Origin of the sequence: Desulfovibrio mangrovi, from assembly GCF_026230175.1 — a bacterium.
GTDB classification, from domain to species: Bacteria; Desulfobacterota; Desulfovibrionia; order Desulfovibrionales; family Desulfovibrionaceae; genus Halodesulfovibrio; species Halodesulfovibrio mangrovi.
Genome location: NZ_CP104208.1, coordinates 1,311,505 through 1,333,887, shown reverse-complemented (window position 1 = coordinate 1,333,887; position 22,383 = coordinate 1,311,505). Strand labels below are relative to the sequence as shown.

Below are 22,383 nucleotides of genomic sequence, written 5' to 3'. Positions count from 1 at the left end.
GGGCGCTTGATTGTACCGTGTTAAGGGAACTACTCAACCCAGTTAAGGGTTCTTTCTACGGCCTTTTTCCAGCCGGAGTACATGATCTCGCGTTTTCCATTATCCATAGCGGGACGCCATGTCTTGTCCTCTTCCCAGTTGTTGTAAAGTTCCTCACGGCCGGACCAGTAGCCGCAGGCAATGCCAGCCGCATAGGCTGCACCGAGGCAGGTGGTTTCCGCCACCTTCGGGCGTACCACGGGAACATCGAGAATGTCGGACTGGAATTGCATGAGCAGTTCGTTGGTAACCATGCCGCCGTCAACCTTCAGGGTCTTCAGTTCAACGCCCGAATCCTTGTTCATGGCTTCCACGATGTCCTTGGTCTGGTAGGCTGTGGCTTCCAGAACGGCGCGGGCAATGTGGTTGCGGTTGATGTATCGGGTAAGGCCCACCATCACACCCCGGGCATCTGGCCGCCAGTAGGGAGCGAAAAGACCCGAGAAGGCGGGAACGATATACATGCCGCCGGTATCCTCGACCTCTTTGGCGAGCGCTTCCACCTCCGGTGCGGATTCAAACATGCCGAGGTTGTCTCGCAGCCACTGGACCAGCGCACCTGCAATAGCGATGGAACCTTCCAGACAATAGGAGGGTTTTCTGCCGCTGAACTGGTAGGCGAGGGTGGTGATGAGCCCGTGCTTGGACTGGATGGGTTCATGGCCGGTATGCATGAGCAGGAAGCAACCCGTACCGTAGGTGTTCTTTGCTTCGCCCGGAGCAAAGCAGGTCTGCCCCACAAGGGCGGCCTGCTGGTCGCCAACGGCACCGCAGACGGGAATACGGGCTCCGAGGGGGCCGTCTTCACTGGTGGGGCCCCACGTTGCCGAGTCGGAAGAGGGCACGATGCGGGGCAGTCCCTGCGCCGGAATGCCCATGGCATTGAGAATGCTGTCTTCCCACTGCAGGGACTTCAGATCCATCAGCATGGTGCGGCTGGCATTGGTCACGTCCGTTACGTGGGCACCGCCCTTGGGACCGCCGGTGAGCCACCAGATGATCCATGTTTCGATGGTGCCGTACATGATGTCGCCTTTCTCGGCAGCGGTCCTGGCTTCCGGAACGTTGTCCAGAATCCAGCGGATTTTGGGACCGGAGAAATAGGTGGCAATGGGCAGGCCCGTCTGCGCACGGAAGCGGTCCTGACCGCCTTCTGCAGCAAGCTCCTTGCAGATGTCATGGGTGCGCGTGCATTGCCAGACAATGGCGTTGTAGAATGGCTTGCCCGTATTGCGGTCCCAGACCACCGTGGTTTCACGCTGGTTGGTGATGCCGATGGCGGCAAGATCCGATCCCTTCAGGCCGGATTTGGTGAGCGCTCCGCGAATCACTTCCTGCGTGTTGTTCCAGATTTCCATCGGGTCATGCTCAACCCAGCCGGGTTTGGGGTAGATCTGCCGGTGTTCCTTCTGGTCCAGCCCGACGATTCTGCCGCTCTGGTCAAAAATGATGAATCTGCTGCTGGTGGTGCCTGAATCCACTGCGCCGATATATCTCGCCATCCCTTCCTCCTTATGCATTCTGCGTCATACACATCTGGTCGTGAATATGCCGAAAAAACACTAAAAATACAATCAACTGAGGTGTCTGTCTTCGGAATGCCATCCTCATGCCGGCAGCGACTTCAATCCCAGCGCCGCCTCAAGCAGGCGGGTGAACAGTATCGCCTTGGGCGTTTGTTTTTGTTCCGCAGATTCCCCGAGCCTGTTTCGCTCCTGTTCGAACTGCATCTGGCAGTACGTGCAGCCAGTGGCTACCACGTGAGCTCCGGCTTCACGGGCGTTTTCCAGCTTCTTGCGCATGAGGGCGTCTGAAATAGTGTCGTCCCGTCCGCGCAAGGGGTGCCCGCAGCATTCAAGTCGCAGATCCCAGTCCACCATGGCGGCGCCGGTTGGGGTGAGAATGCGCTCGAACACGGTCGGAGCCAGCGGGTCGTCAAACTCCGTGACGTTGCCGGGACGAAGGGCGTGGCACCCGTAGTGGCAGGCCACATGAAGTCCTGACAACGGGGTGCGGACATGTTCTTTCAGTTTCTGCGCTCCCACGTCCTTGTCCAGTACGGTGAGGAGATGGAACACTTCGACCTTCTCCGGCAGTCTGAGCCCTTCCTTGCCCAACAGGTTGCCCACTTCCGCGGCGATGCGGGCATCCTGATTCATTCTGGCCAGCGCATGCTTGAGATTGCCGAAACAGCATTTGCATGGCGTCATGATGGGCAGGCCCTCCTGAGCCACCACCGCGAAGTTGCGAACGGCGGAGTACGTAGAGGCTACGGCGTTTTCATGACGGATGGGCCAGCCGCAGCAGGAGAACTCGACAGGAACGAGTTCAATGCCGAGGGCGGTGCAGACGGAACGGACGGAATCTCCATACTCCGGCAGGTGGTGCGGAATCTTGCAACCGGGAAAATAGGCGTATCTCATGCCTTGCCTCCTTCCGAATCGCTGCCCTGGCCTTGTATGTCTCTTGTTGTGTCGCTGAATCGTCCCGAAGTAGCTGCGGGCAGGGGGCAGGCCGTGAGTTTGCGTTCCTTCAATCGTTCTGTGGCAATCTGCCGGAGTTCAAACAGAATGTCGGCGACCTGTATGTTCTGGGGACAATGCTCCTGGCATTTGTAACAGGTGGTGCAGCTCCAGACCATGCGTGCGGCGAGGGTTTGGTCTTTCAGCCCCATGCGCAGCAGGTTCATGATCTGCTGCGGGGTAAGATCAAGGTCCTTGGCCGGTGCTTCGGATACGGCAACCACGGGGCAAACGCTGGTGCAGGTCGTGCACTGCACGCAGCCCCAGAAGGATTCAGCCTTGTCTGCAAGGCCGTTGCCTTTTATCTGCTCGAATCGTGATTTGCCTTGTGCGCTGAGTACCTCTGCCCATTGCAGGGCGTTGCATTGACGAATGGTGGTGTTGGGGCCGTCCAGTTCCCGTTGTTTGAGTGATTCTTTGGACGAGAGCCACAGTTCCTGCAGATTAATACCTGAAGGGCATATCTCGGTGCAGCGCAGACATTCCGTGCAGATGCGGCTGCCTTCGGCAAAGGCGTCTGCATCGTGATCGGAAAGGCCGTCGTCGGCATATTTGCGCAGGGAAACCAGTTTCTCCGAAGGCAGGATGTTGGCGTTGCCGATAGCGGCATGAGCGGGGGCAACGCTGCAGTGCAGGCTGCATTCCCCGCAGCGGGTGCAGGCTTCCAGTCCCAGCTTGCGCGCTGCTGCGGAAGCCAGCGGTGGTGTGGCAGTATGGCTTCCTCCACGTGCGGCGAGGTTGGCAGGCGTGGCCACCGGATGCAGGAACTTGCCGTAGGGCATGAGCGCCAGTGCGAGCAGCGCGAGCACGATATGCAGATACCAGAAGTATTCGTCAGCGTGTGTTGTGTTCAGTGTTTGAGCCGCCGGACTGATGGCAGTGGACAGTGCTCTGGACAGGAATGCAGACGCGGTATCGGAATGACAGTAGTTGCAGTTGTTGGCGCTGAGTTCCTCGCCTTTGGCAACAAGGTCGGCATCCGTGCTTGCAGGAGGAGAAAATATGACGCCGTTGCGGGCGGACCAGTATGCCTGCAAAGCGGGAACGTCGGTCTCTTCTTCAGGCAGGAAGTAAGATTCCGTCATTCTGTCGAAGACGTTGGGCGAAATGATCTTGGTGGCTTCGAGCAGGAAGCCTGAAAGCATGATGCCGCCCACGATGCCCAGCAGAAGCCAGTCCTGCGGTCGGGAAATGGCCTTGAGCTGCCTGTTGCCGAGCCGGCGTGCTACGGCAAGACAGACCCCGGCGAGGGCCATGCCGCCGAAGAGATTGCGGAGCCATTGCCAGGGATCAAGGGTGGATTCGTAGCCGCTGATGAAGGGGTAGCTGATGATGTCGTCCAGCGCGTGGAAGACGAGCAGGCCTGTGAAGCCGATGAAAATGAGGGTGTGCATGGCCCAGCGATACCAACTGGTGCGGGCAGTGCGGCGCAGCAGAAGGATGTCGGCCATGACGGCAAGCGCTGAGAAGGCAGATGGGGCTGACGCTTTGGGAGCCGAGGGAGAAAATGATTGTTTGTGGTGTCGGGTATACCGTCTGACAATACCTGCGATACAGATGCAACAAGCCAGTGCGAGAAGTATGCGAAAAACGGTCATTGTCGAGGGGCCCTCCTGTATGGTTCCGTTCTTTCCCGTACCTTGTTGTCATGCGGGAAGTCATCCTTCCCGCATGCATTATTTCTGTAACAGTTGTTTTGGGTCCGGCGCTATTCCCCGTTCTTCTCGGTAATGACTTCCACAGCCCTGTATGCAGTGGCAATGGCAATGCCCGCGCCGCACTTCATGCGCATCCAGTCATGGTGCGCCTGAATGGCTCCCGCCGCATACAGGTTGTCGTGCAGTACCTTTCCTGCGGCATCCAGCGGCTGCTGGCTGTCATTCACTTCAATGCCGGACATGTTGATCGCATGTCCCTGTTTGTCGAAGAAATGGGGGTGGTGCCAGTCCGCCCGTTGTTCGGGCTGAGTGACGGGAATGCCGAAAACGGGTTCGACAACGCCGGTGCGTTCCGCGCGCAGCCCTTTGCCGAAGAAGCGTCCGGATGCAAGGATGGCGTTCTTGGCCCGAACGGTGCGGGCGTCTCCCGGTACGCCGATGAGGAAGCTGAAGAGACCGTCTTCGTCGCGGCGGGCCTCAAGAACCATCTTCTGGGAGAAGGTGCATACCCCCTTGGGAGCGAGGCCGCGATCAAAAGTCGCCCTGAGACGCGGTCCGGTAATCGACGGCGGCAGGGTGGGAATTTCAAATACGTGCTTGCCCGTGAGTTCTTCCAGCAGAGTGACGGTCCGTACGGGATCATTCAGACCCAGCACGGCGGGAAAACCGATGTACTCAACGTCCTTCGCGTGTTCGGCGATGGAGTCTGCCAGTTCCTTGCATCGGTCAGGTGAACTCAGTGTCCACGCCATGTGTTCAGGATAGAGTTCACCGAAGGATCCGGGGAAATCCACTCTGACGGCCTTGAGACGGGGCCATTCCTTGTGTTGCATTTCCACGATCTGGCGTCCGCTGAAGCCCTTGAGGCCGTTGAAATCCACAATCAGCGTGGGGGCCTTGTCGCGCAACGCCTCGGTTCCCTTCCATGCGGTGCGGGGAATGCGGTAGGTGCGTTTGACGGTTCCGGCAGGGGTCAGAATGGGGGTGTTACGGTCTTCATGCCCCATGTACTCAAGCTTCTGGCTTTGCAGGAAGGACGTGAAGTCGTTCATGGCCGTACGGATGCGATCCTTGCCGAGGCGGGCGTAGGGGTGGCCCGGATGTTCGGCGATGACGGCATCAATCGCGTCCCAAGGCGAGTCCCAATACCGTCCCTCGGCAACAGGGTGGACGGCCATCAGGTCCAGAAAGCCCGTGCTGAAATCAATGCCCCCGGTCGCACCGGTCTGGGCGACCTTCAAGCCGCGTTCAGCGGCAAAAAGGGTTGCGGCCATGCCGGCGAATCCGGCGCCGATGACCATGACATCGTAAATTGTGTCGTATCGATTCATTCCCTGCCCCCGAGAGCGGAAATTTCCTGCATGCTGTCGGCTCCCAGAGCGTCGGCATCCGGCCTTTGGCCGCAGAGTTCCATGTCCATCATGCCGCAGTAGAGCGCTTCCTGCAGGTCTGCCTGCATGGCGGGAAGCCCCCAGAGGATGGGAGAGAACCCACGCCAGCGGCGTTCTATGAAGTTCTTGAGCTCGGCAACGCCCTGATCCGATTGCACGCAGCCCCGGTCGTACAGGTGGCTGGTAACGCGCAGGCCGCAGAAGCCGCCCTGACACGGGCCCTTGCCCACGCGGCTGCGCAGGCCGATGGCCGTCAGCATGGAGTCGCCTCTGTTGGGGCCTTCGGAGCCGATCGTGTCGATAATGTTGTCGATGACACTGCGGGAGACCATTTCGCATTCGCACAGAATCTGGTCATGCACGTCGCGGGTGCCGAGCCATGTCTTGGCGGTCAGGCCGGGTTCCGTCCATCTGCCCATGGTGGAAGCGGGCAGGGGGACTTCCCGCGTAGCGCAGCGGGCGTTGATTCCGAGCTTGGCGCAGACGAGGTCGGCAGTTTTTTCGGCCATGAGCCGGTAGGTGGTGAGCTTGCCGCCAGTGATGGTTACAAAGTTGCCGATGTTGTCCCGTTCGTGGTCGATAAGGCTGAAACCTCGGCTGACGTTGCGGGCATCGCTGGAGTCTCCTGCCAGAACGAGCGGGCGTACGCCTGCATAGGCACGGATGTAGCGGGTGGTCTCCAGTATGGGCATCATGGCGCGTGCATCGTCGATGATGCGGTCGGCCTCTTCCACCGTGGGGCGGCTTTTGTCCGGATCGTCAATGGTCACAGAGGTGGTGCCGAGTACCGAAACCGTGCCTCCGGGAACGAGAATGTCCGAGTCCGCAGGCTTGCGAAGACGGTTGATGACGCGGGTGGTCAGTCTGTTCTGGGTAATGAGCAGGCTGCCGGACGAGTAAAGCAGGTTGATTCTCGCACCGGCCATGGCGGCAATGTTGCCTGCCCATGCACCGGCGGCGTTGACCACAAGCTCGGCTTCTACCTGAAAGTCTTCGCCGGTGGTGTCGTCATGAAGAGTAACGCGTTCAATGCCCCCGTTGCTGATGTGCAGGTTCGTGACGCGTGCATTGCAGCGGAATTCGCTGCCAAGGCTCACGGCGTGCGCAAGGTTGTCCAGCGAGAGCATGAACGGATCTACGGCGGCGTCTTCCACGCTGTAGGCCGCAATGATGCGGTCGGAAAGCGAGGGTTCCAGTTCGCGTGCTTCGACAGTCGAAATGGGGCTGCAGGGAATGGCGCTTCTGGCGCACATGGACTCGAAGTCGGCAATGTACTGCTCGCTGTCGCCGGGTACGGCCACGAAAAGCCCGCCCGTGTCGTCAATACACTGCGGGGCGAGTCTTTTGAGGATTTCGCCTTCTTCGCGGCACTCTATGGCCGCTTCCGAGTCCGATGCCACATAGCGGGCACCGCTGTGCAAAAGTCCGTGGTTTGCGCCGGATGCACCGGAGTTGATGTCGCGCTTTTCCACAAGCAGGCAGCGTATGCCGCGCAGAGAGAGGTCCCGGGCAAGCCCGGTGCCTGTCGCGCCGCCGCCGATAATCAGAACGGTAGTTGAAAGTGTCTTCATTGAGCCGACCTTGTGTCCGCAGGAAGCTTACCTGCCGGTTCGCGGCGTGTTCGCCGCACATGGGTCTTCGTTTCGTTTGATGTCACATCATATTAACATGGTGCTTTTTGCGTGTATTGTGAAAAGAGTTATTTTCTCTTGTAGCAAAAAACTGATCGTGATACCAATGAAAGAAGAAAAAATATACCGGCTAGTAGCTGGATGATGGCTGATAATAACAAAATCATGGCAGATAGTCATTAACTTTTTCGGTTGTGATCAAAAAACGAACGTTTTTTGTTTGAAAGTGAAAATGGGCTACGCGTAGCGTGAGGTGAGCAGAGATGGTGGAAGCGCAATCTGCGGCAGAGGAAACAGCGGAAAGCCGGCACGAGGCCGTCCGCATGCGGCATGAGCAGGTGTTGCAGCTCATTCGGGAACAGGGGTTCATGTCCATCGGGACCCTGTCCGAACGGTTTAATGTCACCCCGCAGACGGTGCGTCGCGATATCAACATTCTCAGCAGACAGGGGTTGTTGCAGCGGCATCATGGCGGTGCCGGACCGGTTCTGAGTACGGAGAATGTGGACTATCTGGACCGCAGGATCATGTGTCTTCAGGAAAAACGTGAAATTGCCCAGCTGGTCGCGGAGCAGGTTCCGGCGCGTTCGTCGCTGTTCATCAATATCGGCACAACGACGGAAGAAGTTGCCAAGGCCCTGTTCAAGCATGAGCGGCTGCGGGTTATTACCAACAACCTGAATGTGGCGCAGATCATGTCCAAGAACTCGTCGTTTGAGGTGATCGTTTCAGGCGGTCTTGTCCGCCACAAGGATTGCGGCATTGTCGGAGAAGCGACCATCGACTTCATTCGCCAGTTCAAGGTGGATTATGGGATCATAGGTATCAGCAGTATCGACATGGACGGCACCCTGCTGGATTTTGACTATCGTGAGGTTCGCGCTGCGCGGGCTATCATGGAGAATTCACGAAAGGTGTTCCTGGTGACAGACCATACCAAGTTCGGGCGTAACGCCATGGTGCGGCTCGGCAGTATTGAAGAGGTGGATGCACTGTTTACGGACAAGCGACCACCCGAAGAGCTGGTAGAAATAATGCGACGTTCAGGCGTTGCACTGCATGTTGCGGAATAGTTGTTTGTGTCTTTATGGAAGATTCCGAACAGGTTCGGTTTGTTTCATTTTGTTTCTTTTCGCTTGTGAACATTCATTTCGATTGTTACCCAAGTTGAAGGCGTGTGTGTGGGCTATATAGCCGATAGTGTATACTTGGAGTGCTTTGTATGGGTTTAGAACTCAAGGATGTTTCCAAATTTGTAGGGCAGGAAGTTCATCTCAAAGACATTTCCCTGCAACTGGATCCGGGCTCGCGGTATGTGGTGCTCGGAAGAACGCTGGCCGGCAAGACATCGCTGCTGCGAATAATGGCTGGACTGGACAGGCCGAGTAAAGGTGCCGTGGTTGCCAACGGCAAGGATGTGACAGGGATGTCCGTCCGTGACCGGAACATCGGTATGGTGTATCAGCAATTCATCAACTATCCCTCCCTTACCATCTACGACAACATTGCTTCCCCTCTGAAGATTCAGGGCGTTCCCAAGGCCGAAGTGGACAAGCGTGTCCGCGAGGCTGCTGCCATGCTTCACATTGACCATCTGCTGGATCGTCTGCCTGCCGAGCTTTCCGGCGGACAGCAGCAGCGTACCGCCATAGCCCGTGCTCTGGTGAAGGATGTCGACCTGTTGCTGCTGGACGAACCGCTGGTGAATCTGGACTACAAGCTGCGGGAGGAACTGCGCGACGAACTGCAGAAGATATTCGGGCAGCGTGATTCGGTTGTGGTGTACACGACCACCGAACCCACGGAAGCCCTGATGCTCGGCGGTAACGTTATTGTTATGCATGAAGGACGCGTGCTGCAGGTTGGTCCTACAACGGAAGTCTACCAGAATCCGGCCAACATGCAGGTGGCTGAAGTCTTCAGCGATCCGCCTATCAACTTCATTCCCGTTGTCATTGAAGACAAATGCAACCGTTTCGGTGAAGACCTGTGTCTTCCTTCGACGCCGGAAATCGCCGCTTTGCCCAAGGGCGAGTATACCTTCGGCATTCGTTCCAACAAGCTTTCACTCTTTGATCTGGGCGAGGGGTATTTCCCCATTACCGGCACTGTGGGACTGGCGGAAATCAACGGATCGGAAACGTTCATACATTTTATGCACGGCAACGCATCGTATGTTGTGCAGGAAGAAGGCGTGCATACCCATAAGGTGGGCAGCCGTATTTCCGTGTATGCGCACCCCGGCGATTTCTATGTGTTCAACAAGGCGGGCAATCTGCTTGTCGCGCCGAAGCACGGCAGGTAGCGGAGAAAGACCATGGCTCGTATTGATCTGAATGAAATAAAACACAGTTACAAGCCCAACCCGCAGAGCGAAGACGATTTTGCGCTCAAGCGCGTGCATACCACGTGGGATGACGGCGGGGCCTATGCACTGCTCGGTCCTTCCGGTTGCGGCAAAACTACCATGCTGAACATTATTTCCGGTCTGCTCAAGCCTTCGCACGGGCAGATTCTGTATGACGGCGTGGATGTATCCTCCATGCAGCCGGAACAGCGCAACATTGCGCAGGTGTTCCAGTTCCCCGTGCTCTACGACACCATGACGGTGTACGACAACCTTGCCTTTCCGCTTCGGAACAGGGGCGTTTCCAGTCGGGATGTGGATGCGCGTGTCCGCAAGATTGCAGAAACGCTGGAGCTTTCCGCGGATCTCGGAAAGCGGGCCGCTGGGCTTTCCGCTGACGCGAAGCAGAAGATCTCCCTCGGGCGGGGTTTGGTGCGCAGCGACGTGGCGGCCATTCTCTTTGACGAGCCGCTTACCGTTATTGACCCGCACCTGAAGTGGGAACTGCGCCGCAAGCTCAAGGAGATTCATAACGAGTTCGGTCTCACTATGATCTACGTGACCCACGACCAGGTGGAGGCCATGACCTTCGCAGACAAGATTGTGGTCATGTATGAAGGCGAGATCGTTCAGACGGGAACTCCCGAAGAGTTGTTCGAGCGTCCCGAGCATGTGTTTGTCGGTTACTTCATCGGCAGCCCCGGTATGAATTTCATGAAGTGTACGCTTGATGGCGACTTTGCCCGTGTAAACGGATCAGCCATTCCGCTTCTGGCAGGGTACGGCGAGCGTGCCGGAAAGCTGGGCACTGACTTCAAGCTGGGTATCCGTCCCATGTACACAGGGGTGCATGCCACCCGCGAAGCGTGCGGCGATGCTCCGGCCTTTGAAGGGCGCGTGCTGGCTGTGGAAGATCAGGGCTTCTGCAGGATTGTGACGGTCCAGTTCGGCGGGCAGGAAATCAAGGCCCGCATTAGCGACAGCCGCACGATTTCCGACGGAGCCTGTTGGCTGACCTTTCCTGCCGACAGAACCAAGCTCTACTTCAATGAACGACTGGTAGGGTAGGGAGGACGCTATGAATAAATGGGAAGACAACAAGGCGTGGTTCCTCATTCTGCCCGTCTTTATCATTGTTGCATTCAGTGCGGTCATTCCGCTGATGACTGTTGTGAACTACTCCGTGCAGGATATCTTCGGCCCCGGACAGCGGTTCTTCATCGGCACCGAATGGTTCAAGGACGTGCTTTCAGATAGCCGCCTGCACGAGGCTCTGTGGCGTCAGCTCCTGTTCTCGGGGCTGGTGCTGCTCATTGAAATGCCGCTGGGCATAGGCATCGCCCTGATGATGCCCAAGAAGGGCTGGGGCTCCTCGGCCTGTCTGGTTGTGCTTGCGTTGCCGCTTCTGATTCCGTGGAACGTCATCGGCACCATCTGGATCATCTTTACCAGACCGGATATCGGCCTCTTCGGTGCGGCCATCAATAACTTCGGCATACCATTCGACCATACGGCGAGTCCCGTGGACGCGTGGGTAACCGTGATGCTGATGGAAGTGTGGCACTGGACGCCGCTGGTTGCGCTGCTGGCCTACGCGGGCCTGCGCGCCATTCCGGAAGCCTATTATCAGGCAGCCAAGATCGACGGCGCATCCGCCTGGGCCATTTTCCGGTATATCCAGTTGCCCAAGATGCGCGGCGTTCTGACCATCGCGCTGTTGCTGCGATTCATGGACAGCTTCCTTATCTACGCCGAGCCCTTCGTCCTTACGGGCGGCGGTCCCGGTAACTCGACGACCTTCCTGTCCATCTATCTGGTGAAGGTTGCGGTGGGGCAGTTTGACCTTGGTCCTGCTGCCGCGTTCTCGCTGATCTACTTCCTTATTGTCCTGCTGTTCTGCTGGCTTTTCTACCAGGCACTGCAGGCCGTGGGCACGGGAGACAAGTAATGAAGATACGTAAACGTTACATAATGCTTGCCGTCTATCTGATGGTACTGTTCCTGCCCATATACTGGATGCTGAACATGTCGCTGCGTACCAACGCGGACATTCTCGGCACCTTTGCCATGTATCCGGAACACCCCACCTTTGATAACTACATGAAGATCTTCGGCGATCCTTCATGGTATTCCGGTTACATAAACTCCATCATTTATGTGACCATGAACATGGTCATTTCGCTGGTCACGGCGTTGCCCGCGGCCTATGCCTTTTCCCGCTACCGTTTCATCGGCGACAAGCACGTGTTCTTCTGGCTGCTGACCAACCGTATGGCTCCGCCCGCGGTTTTCCTGCTGCCCTTCTTCCAGTTGTATTCCACCTTCAACCTTATCGACACGCATATCGCGGTGGCCCTTGCCCACTGTCTGTTCAACGTGCCTCTGGCTGTATGGATTCTGGAAGGCTTCATGTCCGGCGTGCCGCGCGAGATTGACGAGACCGCCTTTATTGACGGCTATACCTTCCCGCACTTCTTCCTGCGCGTGTTCATTCCGCTTATCCGTGCAGGTATCGGCGTAACCGCGTTCTTCTGCTTCATGTTCAGCTGGGTTGAACTGTTGCTGGCGCGTACCCTGACCACCACGGCGGCCAAGCCCATTGCTGCCACCATGACCCGTACCGTAAGCGCCACCGGTCTTGACTGGGGCCTGCTTGCCGCGGCTGGCATTCTGACCATCGTGCCCGGCGCGCTGGTCATCTGGTTTGTGCGTAACCATCTCGCCAAGGGCTTTGCCCTCGGCCGGGTTTAGTTTTCAGGCAAAGGAGCCGGACATGGATATGGAATGGATGGCGTGGACGCCTGTTACTGCTGGTTTTTTTATTGTTATTGTGATTATGCTGATCGGCATGACCTGCTGGGAGATCTTCTCGCCCAATGTGGAACGCAAGGGGCTGCTGCCCATTGTGACCACCCGCGGTGACCGTCTTTTCATAGGATTGCTGAGCAGTGCATATATCCATCTGGCCTGGGTGGGCTTTACCGACCTGCCTGTCTGGATTGCAACTGTGTTTTCCGTGGGCTTCATTGTTGCCGTCCAGCGCTGGGGCTAGTTGCCGCAGCGCATGGAGCGACATGCAATAGGGGTGAACGATCCGGCGGTGCTGCCGCCGATCAATGGAGTTACTGGAGTTCTCTTTTTCATCAACACGGAGGTATGTATGAAGCTGAGGCATGTCTTCTTGGTAGGGGCGCTGATAACGGCGTTCCTGAGCTTTGCAGGTGCTGGTGTTGCCGCCAGTGATGCAGACTACAAAGCTGCCGCTAAGAAATGGATTGATGAGGAGTTTCAGCCTTCCACGCTGAGCAAGGCTGATCAGATGAAGGAACTGGAGTGGTTTATCAAAGCCGGTAAACCTTTCCGCGGTATGGAAATCAAGGTTGTTTCCGAAACCATTCCCACCCACGAGTATGAATCCAAGGTTCTCGCCAAGGCATTCTACGAAATCACCGGTATCAAGATCACCCATGACTTGATTCAGGAAGGTGACGTTATCGAAAAGCTGCAGGTTCAGATGCAGTCCGGCGAGAACGTATTTGATGCATATGTTAACGACTCTGACCTTATCGGTACCCACTTCCGTTCCGGTCACGTTGTGAACCTGACCGATTGGATGGCCGGCGAAGGCAAGGATGTTACCCTGCCTACTCTGGATATCGACGACTTCATGGGCAAGTCCTTCACCACCGGCCCTGACGGCAAGCTGTATCAGCTGCCCGACCAGCAGTTCGCGAACCTGTACTGGTTCCGCTACGACTGGTTCCAGAAGCCTGAGCTGAAGAAGGCCTTCAAGGAAAAGTATGGTTACGAACTGGGCGTGCCGGTTAACTGGTCCGCTTATGAAGACATCGCTGAATTCTTCACCAACCAGGTTCGTGAAATCGACGGCGTAGCCGTTTACGGTCACATGGATTACGGCAAGAAGGCTCCCGACCTCGGCTGGCGCTTCACCGACGCATGGCTCTCCATGGCCGGTGCCGGCGACAAGGGCCTGCCCAACGGCAAGCCCGTTGACGAGTGGGGCATCCGTGTTGATGGCTGCAAGCCCGTAGGTGCCAGCGTTTCCCGTGGTGGCGCAACCAACGGCCCTGCTGCCAAGTACGCTCTGCGCAAGTACATGGAATGGCTGCGTCTGTACGCACCTCCCGGTGCCCTTGGCATGGACTTCTATCAGTCCCTGCCCAGCCTTGCGAAGGGTAACGTGGCCCAGCAGATTTTCTGGTACACTGCCTTCACCGCTTCCATGGTTGAAGAAGGTACCCCTGTTGTTAACGCCGACGGTACTCCCAAGTGGCGCATGGCTCCCTCTCCCCATGGTCCTTACTGGGAAGAAGGCCAGAAGCTCGGTTATCAGGACTGCGGTTCCTGGACTCTGCTGAAGAGCACTCCTGTTGATCGTCGTAAGGCCGCTTGGCTCTTCGCACAGTTCTGCGTAGCCAAGACCACTTCTCTGAAGAAGACCCACGTGGGTCTGACCCCCATCCGCGACAGCGACATCCGTCACCAGTCCTTCACCGACCGCGCTCCCAAGCTGGGTGGTCTGGTGGAATTCTACCGCAGCCCCGCCCGTGTAGCCTGGACCCCCACCGGTACCAACGTTCCGGATTATCCCAAGCTCGCTCAGCTGTGGTGGCAGAACATCGGTGAAGCCGTTGCCGGTGAAGTTACCGTTGATACCGCCATGGATAACCTTGCCCGTGAACAGGACAAGATCCTCATGCGCCTTGAGCGTTCCAACGTTCTGGGTGAATGCGGTCCCAAGCTGAATGCCGAAAAGGACGATGCCTACTGGCTGAACCAGCCCGGCGCTCCCAAGGCCAAGCTTGCCAACGAAAAGCCCAAGGGTGAAACCCTTGACTACGACAAGCTCATTCAGGCTTGGAAGGAAGGTCGCGCGAAATAGTTCGCAGACGTTCCGTTTCTGAAAGATGATCAGGGGCACCCGAAAGGGTGCCCCTTTTTGCATGAAGAGCTGCGGGTTGTGATTGAAGGGCTGGATGATCGGTTCAGTTGCAAGGCAAAAAAGAAAGCCCCCGCATGTATGCAGGGGCTCAGGTCGGAAAAGATACTATCCTTATCCGCGCAGTTTTTTCAGATCATCCAGTGCGGAGTTGGGAATGGCAAGCTTCTTACCGGCCGTTTCAAAGTCCGCCGGCCAGAGTTTGGTGCTGGCATTGATGTGTTGCAGAATATTTGCGGCTTCGTCGTCGGCGTAGTCCAAATCTTCAGCAAGGTCCGCGATGCTAAACTTGTAGGACTTCTTGCCCCCGGGGGTGGTTGCGTTTCGGGTGCCCGATATCAAGTAGTCCAGTACGTAGTTTACATCTCTAGGGTCGACCATGTGATTTCCTCTCGAATTGGCAAGTCGTTTTCTAAAGGTACATACGTTAAGCGTGCATACCTGCCCACCTTATGAGGGCAAAGCGATCATATGCAATTCTGCTCGTCTCGTACATACCTTGACAGTGGTTGCGTGGCAGAGCAACCGCTCAGGCAAATAAAACAGGGAGTCCTGACAATGTCCGACTCCCGGATAAAAGAACGAACTGTAGCGCGGCAGGAGGGCTGTTTTGCCTTGGCCGTAGCGCCATGCTCCATGGCGGTTTGGCTTGCCCGTCGCTGAAAAATGCTCTAGCACGCCGCCTTGTGAAAGGCAAAGGGGAAAGCGAAGAAAAACGCCGCAAGCTCCCATTTTTCGAGGGCTGGGGCGTGTGTGTGCTTTAGTTATTCTATAGCCATTTTGCTGCCTTTTTAGGTGTGGATTTCATGGCTGTACCTATGGATGTCATGCAGGTTGATGGCCGCTTTTTCGGGTGTTGGATAGGTGTTGTATCACTTTGAATTGATGGCGGTTTGGTTTGTCGCTAAGTGGTGTGGGGCTGGGTTGTATCATTCATGGGGAAGAGGCATCGGTTACTGTCTTTAAGTCGTTCGAAGAGGTTGGCAAATTCTTTATGTTTTCATGGTGTAACTTCTTGTATTTCTGTAGGTAATATCGATTTATGCAAGGGGGGCTGATGTGCAGGATAATTCACATAACTACGGTTTATGATGGGAGTGTTTACTTGCAAGATGCTTTATAAGTATCATGTAAGTGAATATTTATTGGTGTTTTTACAAAAAAAAGTTATGTACATTTAAGAATAATGTGTTTAAATGTGCGCAGCAATTAACCCCAAAATGAGGTGCCACATATGAATTCTAGCCCTTTCTTTGATCAGGCCATGTCCATGGTTCAGGCTCAGGCCGGCGTTAAGCAGATGACCCCTGCCGAGATGATCTCCATGGTAAAGGAACTGGCCGAAGGCCTGGCCAAGCTTGCTGCATGCGAAGAAGTTGAAGAGTGTGCAGAAGAAGTAGCTGAAGGTCCTGTTGTTGATCCCAAGAAAGCAATCAAGCAGAACGCCATTATCTGTGTTGAATGCGGTAAGTCTTTCAAGATTCTCGGCAAGAAGCATCTTGCAACCCATGGTCTTACTCCTAACGAATATCGTGAAAAGCACGGCTACAAGAAGGGCACCGCTCTTGTATGTAAGAGCCTTGCCAAGCAGCGTAAGGAAAAGATGGCTTCCATGAAGATTTGGGAAAAGGTGGAAAGCCGCGGTAAAAAGGGCGGCAAGAAGGCTGAAAAGAAGGCCTAACCTTTTTCAGATAATTCTGGTTATTGTTTTGTGCTCCCCGATGCTGCGGTGTCGGGGAGTTTTTGTTTTTGGCAGCAGGAATATGTTGTGCCGAAAGAGGAACAGAATAGTTGTGTTGTATTGCTTTGCTTCGATTTTCCGAAGTTTATTGCAGTTTGCAGGTTATATGAAACAGCCTTGATTGCCCTTGGGCTTTCTCTGCGATAGAAGTGCGGAATTGCCGAAAGAGGGTTTGTCGGTTTTGTTCTTCCGCTTCTGATTCGGCTTCACAAGCTTTCCAGTCTTGACCGAGGTGAAGAATGCTTTTGGGTTCAGATACATTCCGCTCTGTATTGAATGATGTTGAGATTGCCCTGGGATGCGAGTGCAGTGTGGCTGACGTGTGGCAGGAAAGTGAGGGGGAGCCCTCTTATGCGATCTTGCGTGGTGATAAGGAGGTGCAGTTCTTCAGAGGGGTTGGTTTTTCTGAGTTGGAAATGCGTTTTCTGGATCACGTGGTAGACGTTTTCGACAGTGTGTTCAGCGATGACTTTCATTGTGAAGTTGATGCGGCTTACAGCAGCGCCATGGCAACCATGTCCGTTATTGATATTGCCATTGCCAAGTTTGTGGGCGGCATTCACTGGCACGGAGTGTTCAAGATAATCCAGAACATCAAAAGCCTGAGTTTCGAGAAATATGAGGGCAGTTCGGTTAAGACGGGCTTGCTGGTGTTCGATGGCAGAGGGGATTTCGATTATTCCCGCTATGGTGCCGAGTTCATCAGTTTTTCCGGTTTGGAAAGCAAGGGGATTGTGCTGAACGATGCAGTTATGCGCGACGCAGCCTTCTACAGGTATGTTGACGGTTACGATTCCTGCTATGCGTGTGACGTGAACGGCGTTGTGAAAGGGTACTATAATATTGATGCAAGTATCATGAACTCCTTTGACAAGATTACAGGCCAGCGGGTTCTGTCCATTCTGGAAGGGGAGAGGGATGCCCTGTTTTACATTGGCATCAATGCATTTTCCGATGTTGAGATATTCAAGAGTAATAAGTCGAGGATTGTTTACAGGCGTGGCAAGTGGAGGATCTTCGATTGCTCCGTCATCGACAAGGCAGTGTGCGGCAGTGCGTATGATGTTGAGCCGTGGAAGTGTTTTTACTCGCTTTCCAAGATTCGCAAAGGATCTGTAGTGCTGTTTACGGACAGATTTGACCAGATCGAGAACGAAGGGTTCGTCAAGAAGCATATCGACAGCGGGAGTGGGGTGTTTGAGGCGATCCGGCGGAGCGTGAAGATGTGCGGCATCCGGGTCGTTGCCGATTCCGGTGAACTGTTACGCATTCTCACCACGGACGGCATGGTCGTCTTTTCCAGCGATTTCAGTCAGGTGCTGGATATCAACGCCATTGTCGACACCTCCAAGGCTCCTACGGACGAAGTCGGCGGCGGGGGGCGCTCCACTGCGGCCGCAGCGGCCTCGAAGTATGGTGTTGCCGTAAAGGTGTCGGAAGACGGGCCCGTTTCCATCTACCGTGAAGGCAGGTGTATTTATAAGGTCGGATAGCTGACGGCGTTCCGGAAAGAAAGTCTACCCCGCCAACAGGCGGGGTTTCTTATTCAGGGAATGTCTGCGTCGGCTGTTCTGGTGGCAGATCCCTTAGGGCGCTTCCGGTTGTCAGGCGTTCAACCAACGCCTCCGGTGTGATGGTTTCCAGCGTTACGCCGCAACCGTTGGCTGCCTGTATCACCTGCGGAGCCATCAGGCCGCATTGCTGCAAGAGTGAAGGAGTCGTGAACAAGTTGGCTACCGGTCCCTGGTACCGAATTTGTCCAGCCTCCAGGCAGATGGCGAGGCTGAAGTTCTCCGCTACAAAATCCATGTCGTGGCTGATTGCGACGACGCTTTTTCCGGATGCGGTCAAATGGCGTATGGCGGCTTCAAGCAGGGCTATTTCGCTTGCATCAAGACCGGCAGTCGGTTCATCCAGCACCACAATGTCCGTATCCATCGCCAGTACGGAGGCTATGGCCAAGCGTTTGCGCTCGCTCAGCCCCAGATCGTAGGGATTATAGCGCTCCATGCCGGTAAGTCCCATTGCATGGAGCGATGTTTCTACCAGCCGCTGTACCTGCTCTTTCTGATAGCCAAGGTTGCGTGGTCCTAAAGCCACCTCGTCCTGCACGGTGCTCTTACATATCTGGTCATCCGGATTCTGGAACAGCAGGGCAACGTGTTGCGCAACCTGCGCCACTCTGCGTTGTGAGGTGGGGGTGCCATTCACATGGACCGTGCCGCGCAAGGGCTTGAGCAGGCCGTTGAAGTGCCGGACAAGTGTGCTTTTGCCGGAGCCGTTGTGTCCCAGTAAAGCCCATGCTTCCCCAGCGGCTCCTTGCGGCGTGTTGCCTATGCTGAGGGTGATGTCCGTAAGCACTTCCGGTCCGGTTTCGTAGCTGAAGCATACCTTTTCCATGAAAATGCCCCTTGTGTCGCCAGCAGGGCGGGGAGGAAAGCTTTCTTCCGCAAGCATCAGATCAGGCACCAGAGTAGGCGGCTGGGCAGCCGTTTGGCGGAGGTGCTTCAGTCCGGCCAGCGTCTGTTCAAGCGTGATGGCCGGAGCAGGCTCTGTGGCGTCTGCGGCTGCGGGGACTCCCCATATTCCGTGTTGTTGGGCCAGCCGGGATATTTGGGTATATCGTGGAACCCCCAATCCAGTGGAGAGGAGACGCTGAGAGGTGAGAACCTCGCGCGGCGTGCCATCCAGCTCCAGTTTTCCTTCGTGCAGGACGAGGATTCTGTCGGCGTGGGCGGCTAAGCTGCAGGGGCGCTGGTTTGTCAGTATGACAATGCGTCCTGTGTCGCAAAGCTGGCGCAGCAGGTCCAGCATGGCCAGTTCTCCGGCGGGGTCAAGAAATGTTGTGGGTTCGTCGAGCACCAGAATGGGGCTGTCTCCCGCTATGGCCGCCGCAAGCATCAGCCGTTGCAGTTGGCCGCCGGATAGATGGTGGGGCGAATGGTCAGCCAGCGCTTCAAGTCCTGTCATGCAAAGGGCGGCGTTGATTCGCTGCAGCATTTCGGAGCGTTCAATTCCCTGATTCTCCAAGCCGAAAGCGACTTCCTCCCGTACGGTGAACCGCATGCCGGAGAGTTGTTGATCGGGTTTTTGCATCACGAAGGCGATGCGGGCGGACAGATCGGGCATATTCATGCTGGTTGTATCGATTCCGCAAATGCGCACTGCTCCCTGCATGGAACCCCTGACCAGATGGGGGATGACTCCGGCAAGCGCGTGGCAGAGGGTGGATTTTCCCGCGTTGTTGCGCCCGGCAAGCCCGACGAATTCACCGGCACGTATGCGCAGTGTAATCCCGCTCAGCGAGGGCGCAGAGACTCCGGCATACGTAAAGTTGAGATCGTCGATCTCTATGGCGTCTCTGAGAGGCTCGGAGGAGGGCAGGGGAGCGAGTATGGGCTTTCGTGTCATGGGTGTCTGTCTTTCAGGGGAACGCCGTATAGCTGATCGCATTGGCGCGAGTACGGATTGCTGGGCTGCTCGCTATATGAAGTCTTCGAGGTAGTGTTTGGTCAGGGCATAAAGAATGAGACCTGTGGATGTGACGAGCATGAGCCGTCGGGCAAGACGCTCCTGCGAAGAGTCTTGTACTTCGCGCAGGCTTGTTCTGAGGGTGGTACTGCTGAAGCCTCGTAGTTCAAGAGCTATGGCCCGTTGTTCAACTTCTGCAAAGGCACCGAGCACGAGCGGGGTGACCAGCGGAGCCAAGGCGCGAATCCGGCTTGTAATGCCCGCCTCCGAATCCAGCCCCCGTGCGCGCTGGGCAGCCTGAATGGTTGCCGTGCGGGCGCGCATTGCCGGAAGCATGAGCAGGGGGCTGCCCAAGAGGTATGAAACGAAGGGCGGCCAGCCAGCTTGCGTGAGCGCTGTTATGTAGCCGGCGGGGTGCGTGGTGTATACGAACAGCAGTGAGGCGGTCAGAATGGCGGCCAGCTGCAGCAGGATGGTTGCGGCGAAATGCAGACCTTCCGCATACAGCGTAACGGTAAACACTGTGCAGACAGGCGTGTGATTATGCGGAAACAGAAGGCCGTGTATGGGGAGCATGAATATGGAAAGCGGGAGCAGTGTGCGCCAGCTCAGCTTCCAGAGCGGTAAAAGCACTCTGCAATGCGCGGCCAGAATAATGTTCAGTGTCAGTATGGCTGCATCCGGAATCCATCCTCCGGGAGCGCAATACACCACCACCCCAGTCAGCAGGATGTAGGCCAGTTTGCTGAAGGGGTGGCGGGAATGCAGCCAAGAAGTGCCCTCGACATAGAGGGTGAGTCTGGCAGGTTGCAAGTTTGTGTCTCTCCGTGTCGTCTAGCCAGCCACGGGGCAGGGGGTGAAGCGAGCTTGCAATCTTGCGGGCAGGGCCTTGATAATGCCGCATACCAGAACGGCAGTGACGACCTTGTCGACAATGTTCGAGGTGAACACGGTAACGACAACGGAGCCGAACAGATCCTTGCCCAGCGCGAGCATGTAGGCGGTGACAAAGTCCGCGCCGCTACCGGTGATGCCGCCGAACATGTACAGGCGGATCGGCACGGCGACAACGGCATTGAATACAGTGATGATAATACCGGCGATAATGGCCAGCCACCAGTGGCGGAACAGGTTGTAGCGGGCCGTGTAACCGGCGGCTATGCCGATAACCATGGCTACGGGGGCAAAAGCTGCGGCAACGGGAGAGGTGAACATGCCCCAGATGAGGTTGGTGAGCAGGCCCGCCAGACCGCCAGCCCAAGGACCGGCAAGCACGCCCACAAGCACTGTTCCTATGGAGTCAAGAAAGACGGGCAGCTTGAGAAGTGAAACAAGTTGCCCGACAACAATATTCAATACGATAGCAACAGCAATAAGAACCCACGTAAATGTATAAAAATCCTGTTTTACCCGTTCAAAAAAGCTCATGCCACTTACTCCTTGACTATAGTTTGTATATCCAGTTCTGGAAACCCTGTCTGTGTATCCATTGTGCGCAGAAAGCGCATGTCAGGAAGGATGCCGATCACTATTTCGGCAGTGGTGTATACAGCGCTTCCTGCAAGCAGGTGCGCTCCGATTGTTTTGCCTTGGCCGTCGGCAATGGCGATATGCAAATGGGAGCCGTGTCGGGAGAGTGTGCCAGTTAATGATACTATTTCAAAATGCCCATGCAGCTCTGTTGCTTCATTGCAGTTTGCCAACCTCAGGCATGCCTTGGTCAGGCTTCCTGCACATGTGAGAATGCAGGCCGCTTCGTATTCTTGCAGTTCGGCAATGCTTTCAAGTTCAGCAAGAATGTCCTGTCCGGGGTGAAGCCGTATGGCGATGGGTATCATTCAACAATTCCTTGAATGGGAAGGCTTGTGTATTGCGTGCTGTTGTGATTGCCAGCAATTGTGTTTGGTCTTGTAATGTTCATTATGGCAGTAACATAGAGTAGTGCCATCATTGATATGTACTGTTCTGGATAGGTGTTGTCCAATTGAATGGATCAATGTCTTTTGTATTTTGCTATAGGCTCAGACTATTGATTTGGGGTAAACGCAGTGTGGTGGGGCTGGGAAAGGTGTAGGTAGCTGGTGGGGGATGTTGGTTCTTTTTAAAGAAATGAAGAAGCCCCGCCTGATTCGGCGGGGCTTTTGTTATAATTTGTTATGGCGAGGCGTGAAGGCCCTGATAAGAGAGCGTTCTAGCCCCTCGGCAAGGTTGATTTGAATGTTGCCAAATCGCTCGATCGTCAGGGTGTTGTTGTCGATTATGCCGTATCCAAGCTGTTCGCTCGTGACGTGGAGAAGATGAATATCCCACTGTGACGGGGATTTCTTGATCTCTTGGTTGATGCCGTAGTTTGTGGTTGTGCCGCCTTTGCCCTCTTTGGGGTTACGGTATCCGCTTAGGCGGCTTTTTAGGTCTCTGACGGTTTTCCCAATGTACTGCACCTCGTTGCTGCAGGTGAAAGCGTATATTACATTTGTAAGCTTGAGGTCGTCAGTAGATAATATGTTGAATTTGATCTTTTGGGTGTGGCTTTCAATGCTCCAGTAGCCAGCATGGCGGAATCCGAATTGGGTAAGTTGGTGGAGTTGGGACATTGATGGTTCTCCTGTTTGCTTCGTGATGG

General features: G+C 55.7%; 20 protein-coding genes. 9 read left to right on the top strand and 11 right to left on the bottom strand.

Translation table 11 applies throughout. The features are described from left to right. Window positions 1–29: 29 nt before the first annotated feature. The 5 genes from glpK to glpA all read right to left on the bottom strand — a co-directional run bounded on the left by glpK (window position 30) and on the right by glpA (window position 7,181). Window positions 30–1,541 (bottom strand): glycerol kinase GlpK, encoded by a 1,512-nt coding sequence (gene glpK / locus N1030_RS06145; protein WP_265828331.1) that lies wholly within the window; start codon window positions 1,539–1,541, stop codon window positions 30–32. Between the two features lie 105 nt (window positions 1,542–1,646). Further along, the gene (locus N1030_RS06140) at window positions 1,647–2,462 is read right to left on the bottom strand and encodes a CoB--CoM heterodisulfide reductase iron-sulfur subunit B family protein (protein ID WP_265828330.1); all 816 of its coding nucleotides are present in this window, start codon (window positions 2,460–2,462) and stop codon (window positions 1,647–1,649) included. After that, window positions 2,459–4,012 (bottom strand): 4Fe-4S dicluster domain-containing protein, encoded by a 1,554-nt coding sequence (locus tag N1030_RS06135; protein ID WP_265828329.1) that lies wholly within the window; start codon window positions 4,010–4,012, stop codon window positions 2,459–2,461. The genes N1030_RS06140 and N1030_RS06135 overlap by 4 nt, the downstream gene beginning before the upstream one ends. 257 nt (window positions 4,013–4,269) lie before the next feature. Then, window positions 4,270–5,550 carry a glycerol-3-phosphate dehydrogenase subunit GlpB gene (glpB, locus tag N1030_RS06130; RefSeq protein ID WP_265828328.1) on the bottom strand — a complete coding sequence of 427 codons (1,281 nt, stop codon included), beginning with the start codon at window positions 5,548–5,550 and terminating at the stop codon, window positions 4,270–4,272. Beyond that, on the bottom strand, window positions 5,547–7,181 hold the full coding sequence (glpA, locus tag N1030_RS06125) for an anaerobic glycerol-3-phosphate dehydrogenase subunit GlpA (protein WP_265828327.1): 1,635 nt from the start codon (window positions 7,179–7,181) through the stop codon (window positions 5,547–5,549). The genes glpB and glpA overlap by 4 nt, the downstream gene beginning before the upstream one ends. A 323-nt stretch (window positions 7,182–7,504) precedes the next feature. Between glpA and N1030_RS06120 the strand changes: the two genes are divergently transcribed. From N1030_RS06120 to N1030_RS06090, 7 genes are all read left to right on the top strand, one after another. Next, window positions 7,505–8,314, top strand: a complete 810-nt coding sequence (locus N1030_RS06120) for a DeoR family transcriptional regulator (RefSeq protein WP_276038163.1) — start codon at window positions 7,505–7,507, stop codon at window positions 8,312–8,314. Window positions 8,315–8,463: 149 nt separating this feature from the next. Then, on the top strand, window positions 8,464–9,546 hold the full coding sequence (locus N1030_RS06115; protein ID WP_265828326.1) for an ABC transporter ATP-binding protein: 1,083 nt from the start codon (window positions 8,464–8,466) through the stop codon (window positions 9,544–9,546). Window positions 9,547–9,558: 12 nt separating this feature from the next. Next, complete coding sequence (locus N1030_RS06110) at window positions 9,559–10,656, top strand: ABC transporter ATP-binding protein (protein WP_265828325.1); 1,098 nt, start codon at window positions 9,559–9,561, stop codon at window positions 10,654–10,656. Window positions 10,657–10,666: 10 nt separating this feature from the next. After that, complete coding sequence (locus tag N1030_RS06105) at window positions 10,667–11,536, top strand: carbohydrate ABC transporter permease (protein ID WP_265828324.1); 870 nt, start codon at window positions 10,667–10,669, stop codon at window positions 11,534–11,536. Beyond that, window positions 11,536–12,339: a carbohydrate ABC transporter permease gene (locus tag N1030_RS06100; RefSeq protein ID WP_265828323.1), complete on the top strand. Its 804-nt coding sequence runs from the start codon at window positions 11,536–11,538 to the stop codon at window positions 12,337–12,339. The genes N1030_RS06105 and N1030_RS06100 overlap by 1 nt, the downstream gene beginning before the upstream one ends. 22 nt (window positions 12,340–12,361) lie before the next feature. After that, window positions 12,362–12,640, top strand: coding sequence for a DUF2160 domain-containing protein (locus tag N1030_RS06095; RefSeq protein ID WP_265828322.1), 279 nt, complete (start codon window positions 12,362–12,364; stop codon window positions 12,638–12,640). A gap of 108 nt (window positions 12,641–12,748) precedes the next feature. Beyond that, window positions 12,749–14,491, top strand: coding sequence for an ABC transporter substrate-binding protein (locus N1030_RS06090; protein WP_265828321.1), 1,743 nt, complete (start codon window positions 12,749–12,751; stop codon window positions 14,489–14,491). Between the two features lie 171 nt (window positions 14,492–14,662). On the opposite strand, the gene N1030_RS06085 is transcribed toward N1030_RS06090, so the two are convergent. Next, window positions 14,663–14,929 carry a hypothetical protein gene (locus N1030_RS06085; RefSeq protein ID WP_265828319.1) on the bottom strand — a complete coding sequence of 89 codons (267 nt, stop codon included), beginning with the start codon at window positions 14,927–14,929 and terminating at the stop codon, window positions 14,663–14,665. A gap of 853 nt (window positions 14,930–15,782) precedes the next feature. On the opposite strand from N1030_RS06085, the gene N1030_RS06080 reads away from it, so the two are divergent. Together N1030_RS06080 and N1030_RS06075 are read left to right on the top strand one after the other, a co-directional pair. Next, window positions 15,783–16,229 (top strand): Ros/MucR family transcriptional regulator, encoded by a 447-nt coding sequence (locus N1030_RS06080; RefSeq protein ID WP_265828318.1) that lies wholly within the window; start codon window positions 15,783–15,785, stop codon window positions 16,227–16,229. A gap of 476 nt (window positions 16,230–16,705) precedes the next feature. Continuing rightward, window positions 16,706–17,782 carry a hypothetical protein gene (locus tag N1030_RS06075; protein WP_265828317.1) on the top strand — a complete coding sequence of 359 codons (1,077 nt, stop codon included), beginning with the start codon at window positions 16,706–16,708 and terminating at the stop codon, window positions 17,780–17,782. A 49-nt stretch (window positions 17,783–17,831) separates the two neighbouring features. Here the strand turns inward: N1030_RS06075 and N1030_RS06070 are convergent, their stop codons facing one another. The 5 genes from N1030_RS06070 to N1030_RS06050 all read right to left on the bottom strand — a co-directional run bounded on the left by N1030_RS06070 (window position 17,832) and on the right by N1030_RS06050 (window position 22,354). Further along, window positions 17,832–19,700, bottom strand: coding sequence for an ABC transporter ATP-binding protein (locus N1030_RS06070; protein ID WP_265828316.1), 1,869 nt, complete (start codon window positions 19,698–19,700; stop codon window positions 17,832–17,834). A gap of 72 nt (window positions 19,701–19,772) precedes the next feature. After that, window positions 19,773–20,573, bottom strand: coding sequence for an energy-coupling factor transporter transmembrane component T family protein (locus N1030_RS06065; protein ID WP_265828315.1), 801 nt, complete (start codon window positions 20,571–20,573; stop codon window positions 19,773–19,775). A 21-nt stretch (window positions 20,574–20,594) separates the two neighbouring features. Then, a complete protein-coding gene (locus tag N1030_RS06060) occupies window positions 20,595–21,188 on the bottom strand; it encodes an ECF transporter S component (RefSeq protein ID WP_265828314.1) in 594 nt (197 codons plus the stop codon). Between the two features lie 5 nt (window positions 21,189–21,193). Continuing rightward, on the bottom strand, window positions 21,194–21,598 hold the full coding sequence (locus N1030_RS06055) for a PPC domain-containing DNA-binding protein (RefSeq protein WP_265828313.1): 405 nt from the start codon (window positions 21,596–21,598) through the stop codon (window positions 21,194–21,196). Between the two features lie 306 nt (window positions 21,599–21,904). After that, window positions 21,905–22,354, bottom strand: coding sequence for a GIY-YIG nuclease family protein (locus N1030_RS06050; protein ID WP_265828312.1), 450 nt, complete (start codon window positions 22,352–22,354; stop codon window positions 21,905–21,907). Between the last annotated feature and the right edge of the window lie 29 nt (window positions 22,355–22,383).

Coding starts and splice junctions, on each gene's coding strand:
- N1030_RS06095 (WP_265828322.1), top strand. CDS start 12,362: ATGGATATGGAATGGATGGCGTGGACGCCTGTTACTGCTGGTTTTTTT.
- N1030_RS06120 (WP_276038163.1), top strand. CDS start 7,505: ATGGTGGAAGCGCAATCTGCGGCAGAGGAAACAGCGGAAAGCCGGCAC.
- N1030_RS06105 (WP_265828324.1), top strand. CDS start 10,667: ATGAATAAATGGGAAGACAACAAGGCGTGGTTCCTCATTCTGCCCGTC.
- N1030_RS06080 (WP_265828318.1), top strand. CDS start 15,783: ATGAATTCTAGCCCTTTCTTTGATCAGGCCATGTCCATGGTTCAGGCT.
- N1030_RS06075 (WP_265828317.1), top strand. CDS start 16,706: ATGCGTTTTCTGGATCACGTGGTAGACGTTTTCGACAGTGTGTTCAGC.
- N1030_RS06055 (WP_265828313.1), bottom strand. CDS start 21,598: ATGATACCCATCGCCATACGGCTTCACCCCGGACAGGACATTCTTGCT.
- N1030_RS06140 (WP_265828330.1), bottom strand. CDS start 2,462: ATGAGATACGCCTATTTTCCCGGTTGCAAGATTCCGCACCACCTGCCG.
- N1030_RS06090 (WP_265828321.1), top strand. CDS start 12,749: ATGAAGCTGAGGCATGTCTTCTTGGTAGGGGCGCTGATAACGGCGTTC.
- N1030_RS06050 (WP_265828312.1), bottom strand. CDS start 22,354: ATGTCCCAACTCCACCAACTTACCCAATTCGGATTCCGCCATGCTGGC.
- N1030_RS06115 (WP_265828326.1), top strand. CDS start 8,464: ATGGGTTTAGAACTCAAGGATGTTTCCAAATTTGTAGGGCAGGAAGTT.
- N1030_RS06070 (WP_265828316.1), bottom strand. CDS start 19,700: ATGACACGAAAGCCCATACTCGCTCCCCTGCCCTCCTCCGAGCCTCTC.
- glpB (WP_265828328.1), bottom strand. CDS start 5,550: ATGAATCGATACGACACAATTTACGATGTCATGGTCATCGGCGCCGGA.
- glpA (WP_265828327.1), bottom strand. CDS start 7,181: ATGAAGACACTTTCAACTACCGTTCTGATTATCGGCGGCGGCGCGACA.
- N1030_RS06060 (WP_265828314.1), bottom strand. CDS start 21,188: ATGAGCTTTTTTGAACGGGTAAAACAGGATTTTTATACATTTACGTGG.
- N1030_RS06135 (WP_265828329.1), bottom strand. CDS start 4,012: ATGGCCGACATCCTTCTGCTGCGCCGCACTGCCCGCACCAGTTGGTAT.
- N1030_RS06100 (WP_265828323.1), top strand. CDS start 11,536: ATGAAGATACGTAAACGTTACATAATGCTTGCCGTCTATCTGATGGTA.
- N1030_RS06110 (WP_265828325.1), top strand. CDS start 9,559: ATGGCTCGTATTGATCTGAATGAAATAAAACACAGTTACAAGCCCAAC.
- glpK (WP_265828331.1), bottom strand. CDS start 1,541: ATGGCGAGATATATCGGCGCAGTGGATTCAGGCACCACCAGCAGCAGA.
- N1030_RS06085 (WP_265828319.1), bottom strand. CDS start 14,929: ATGGTCGACCCTAGAGATGTAAACTACGTACTGGACTACTTGATATCG.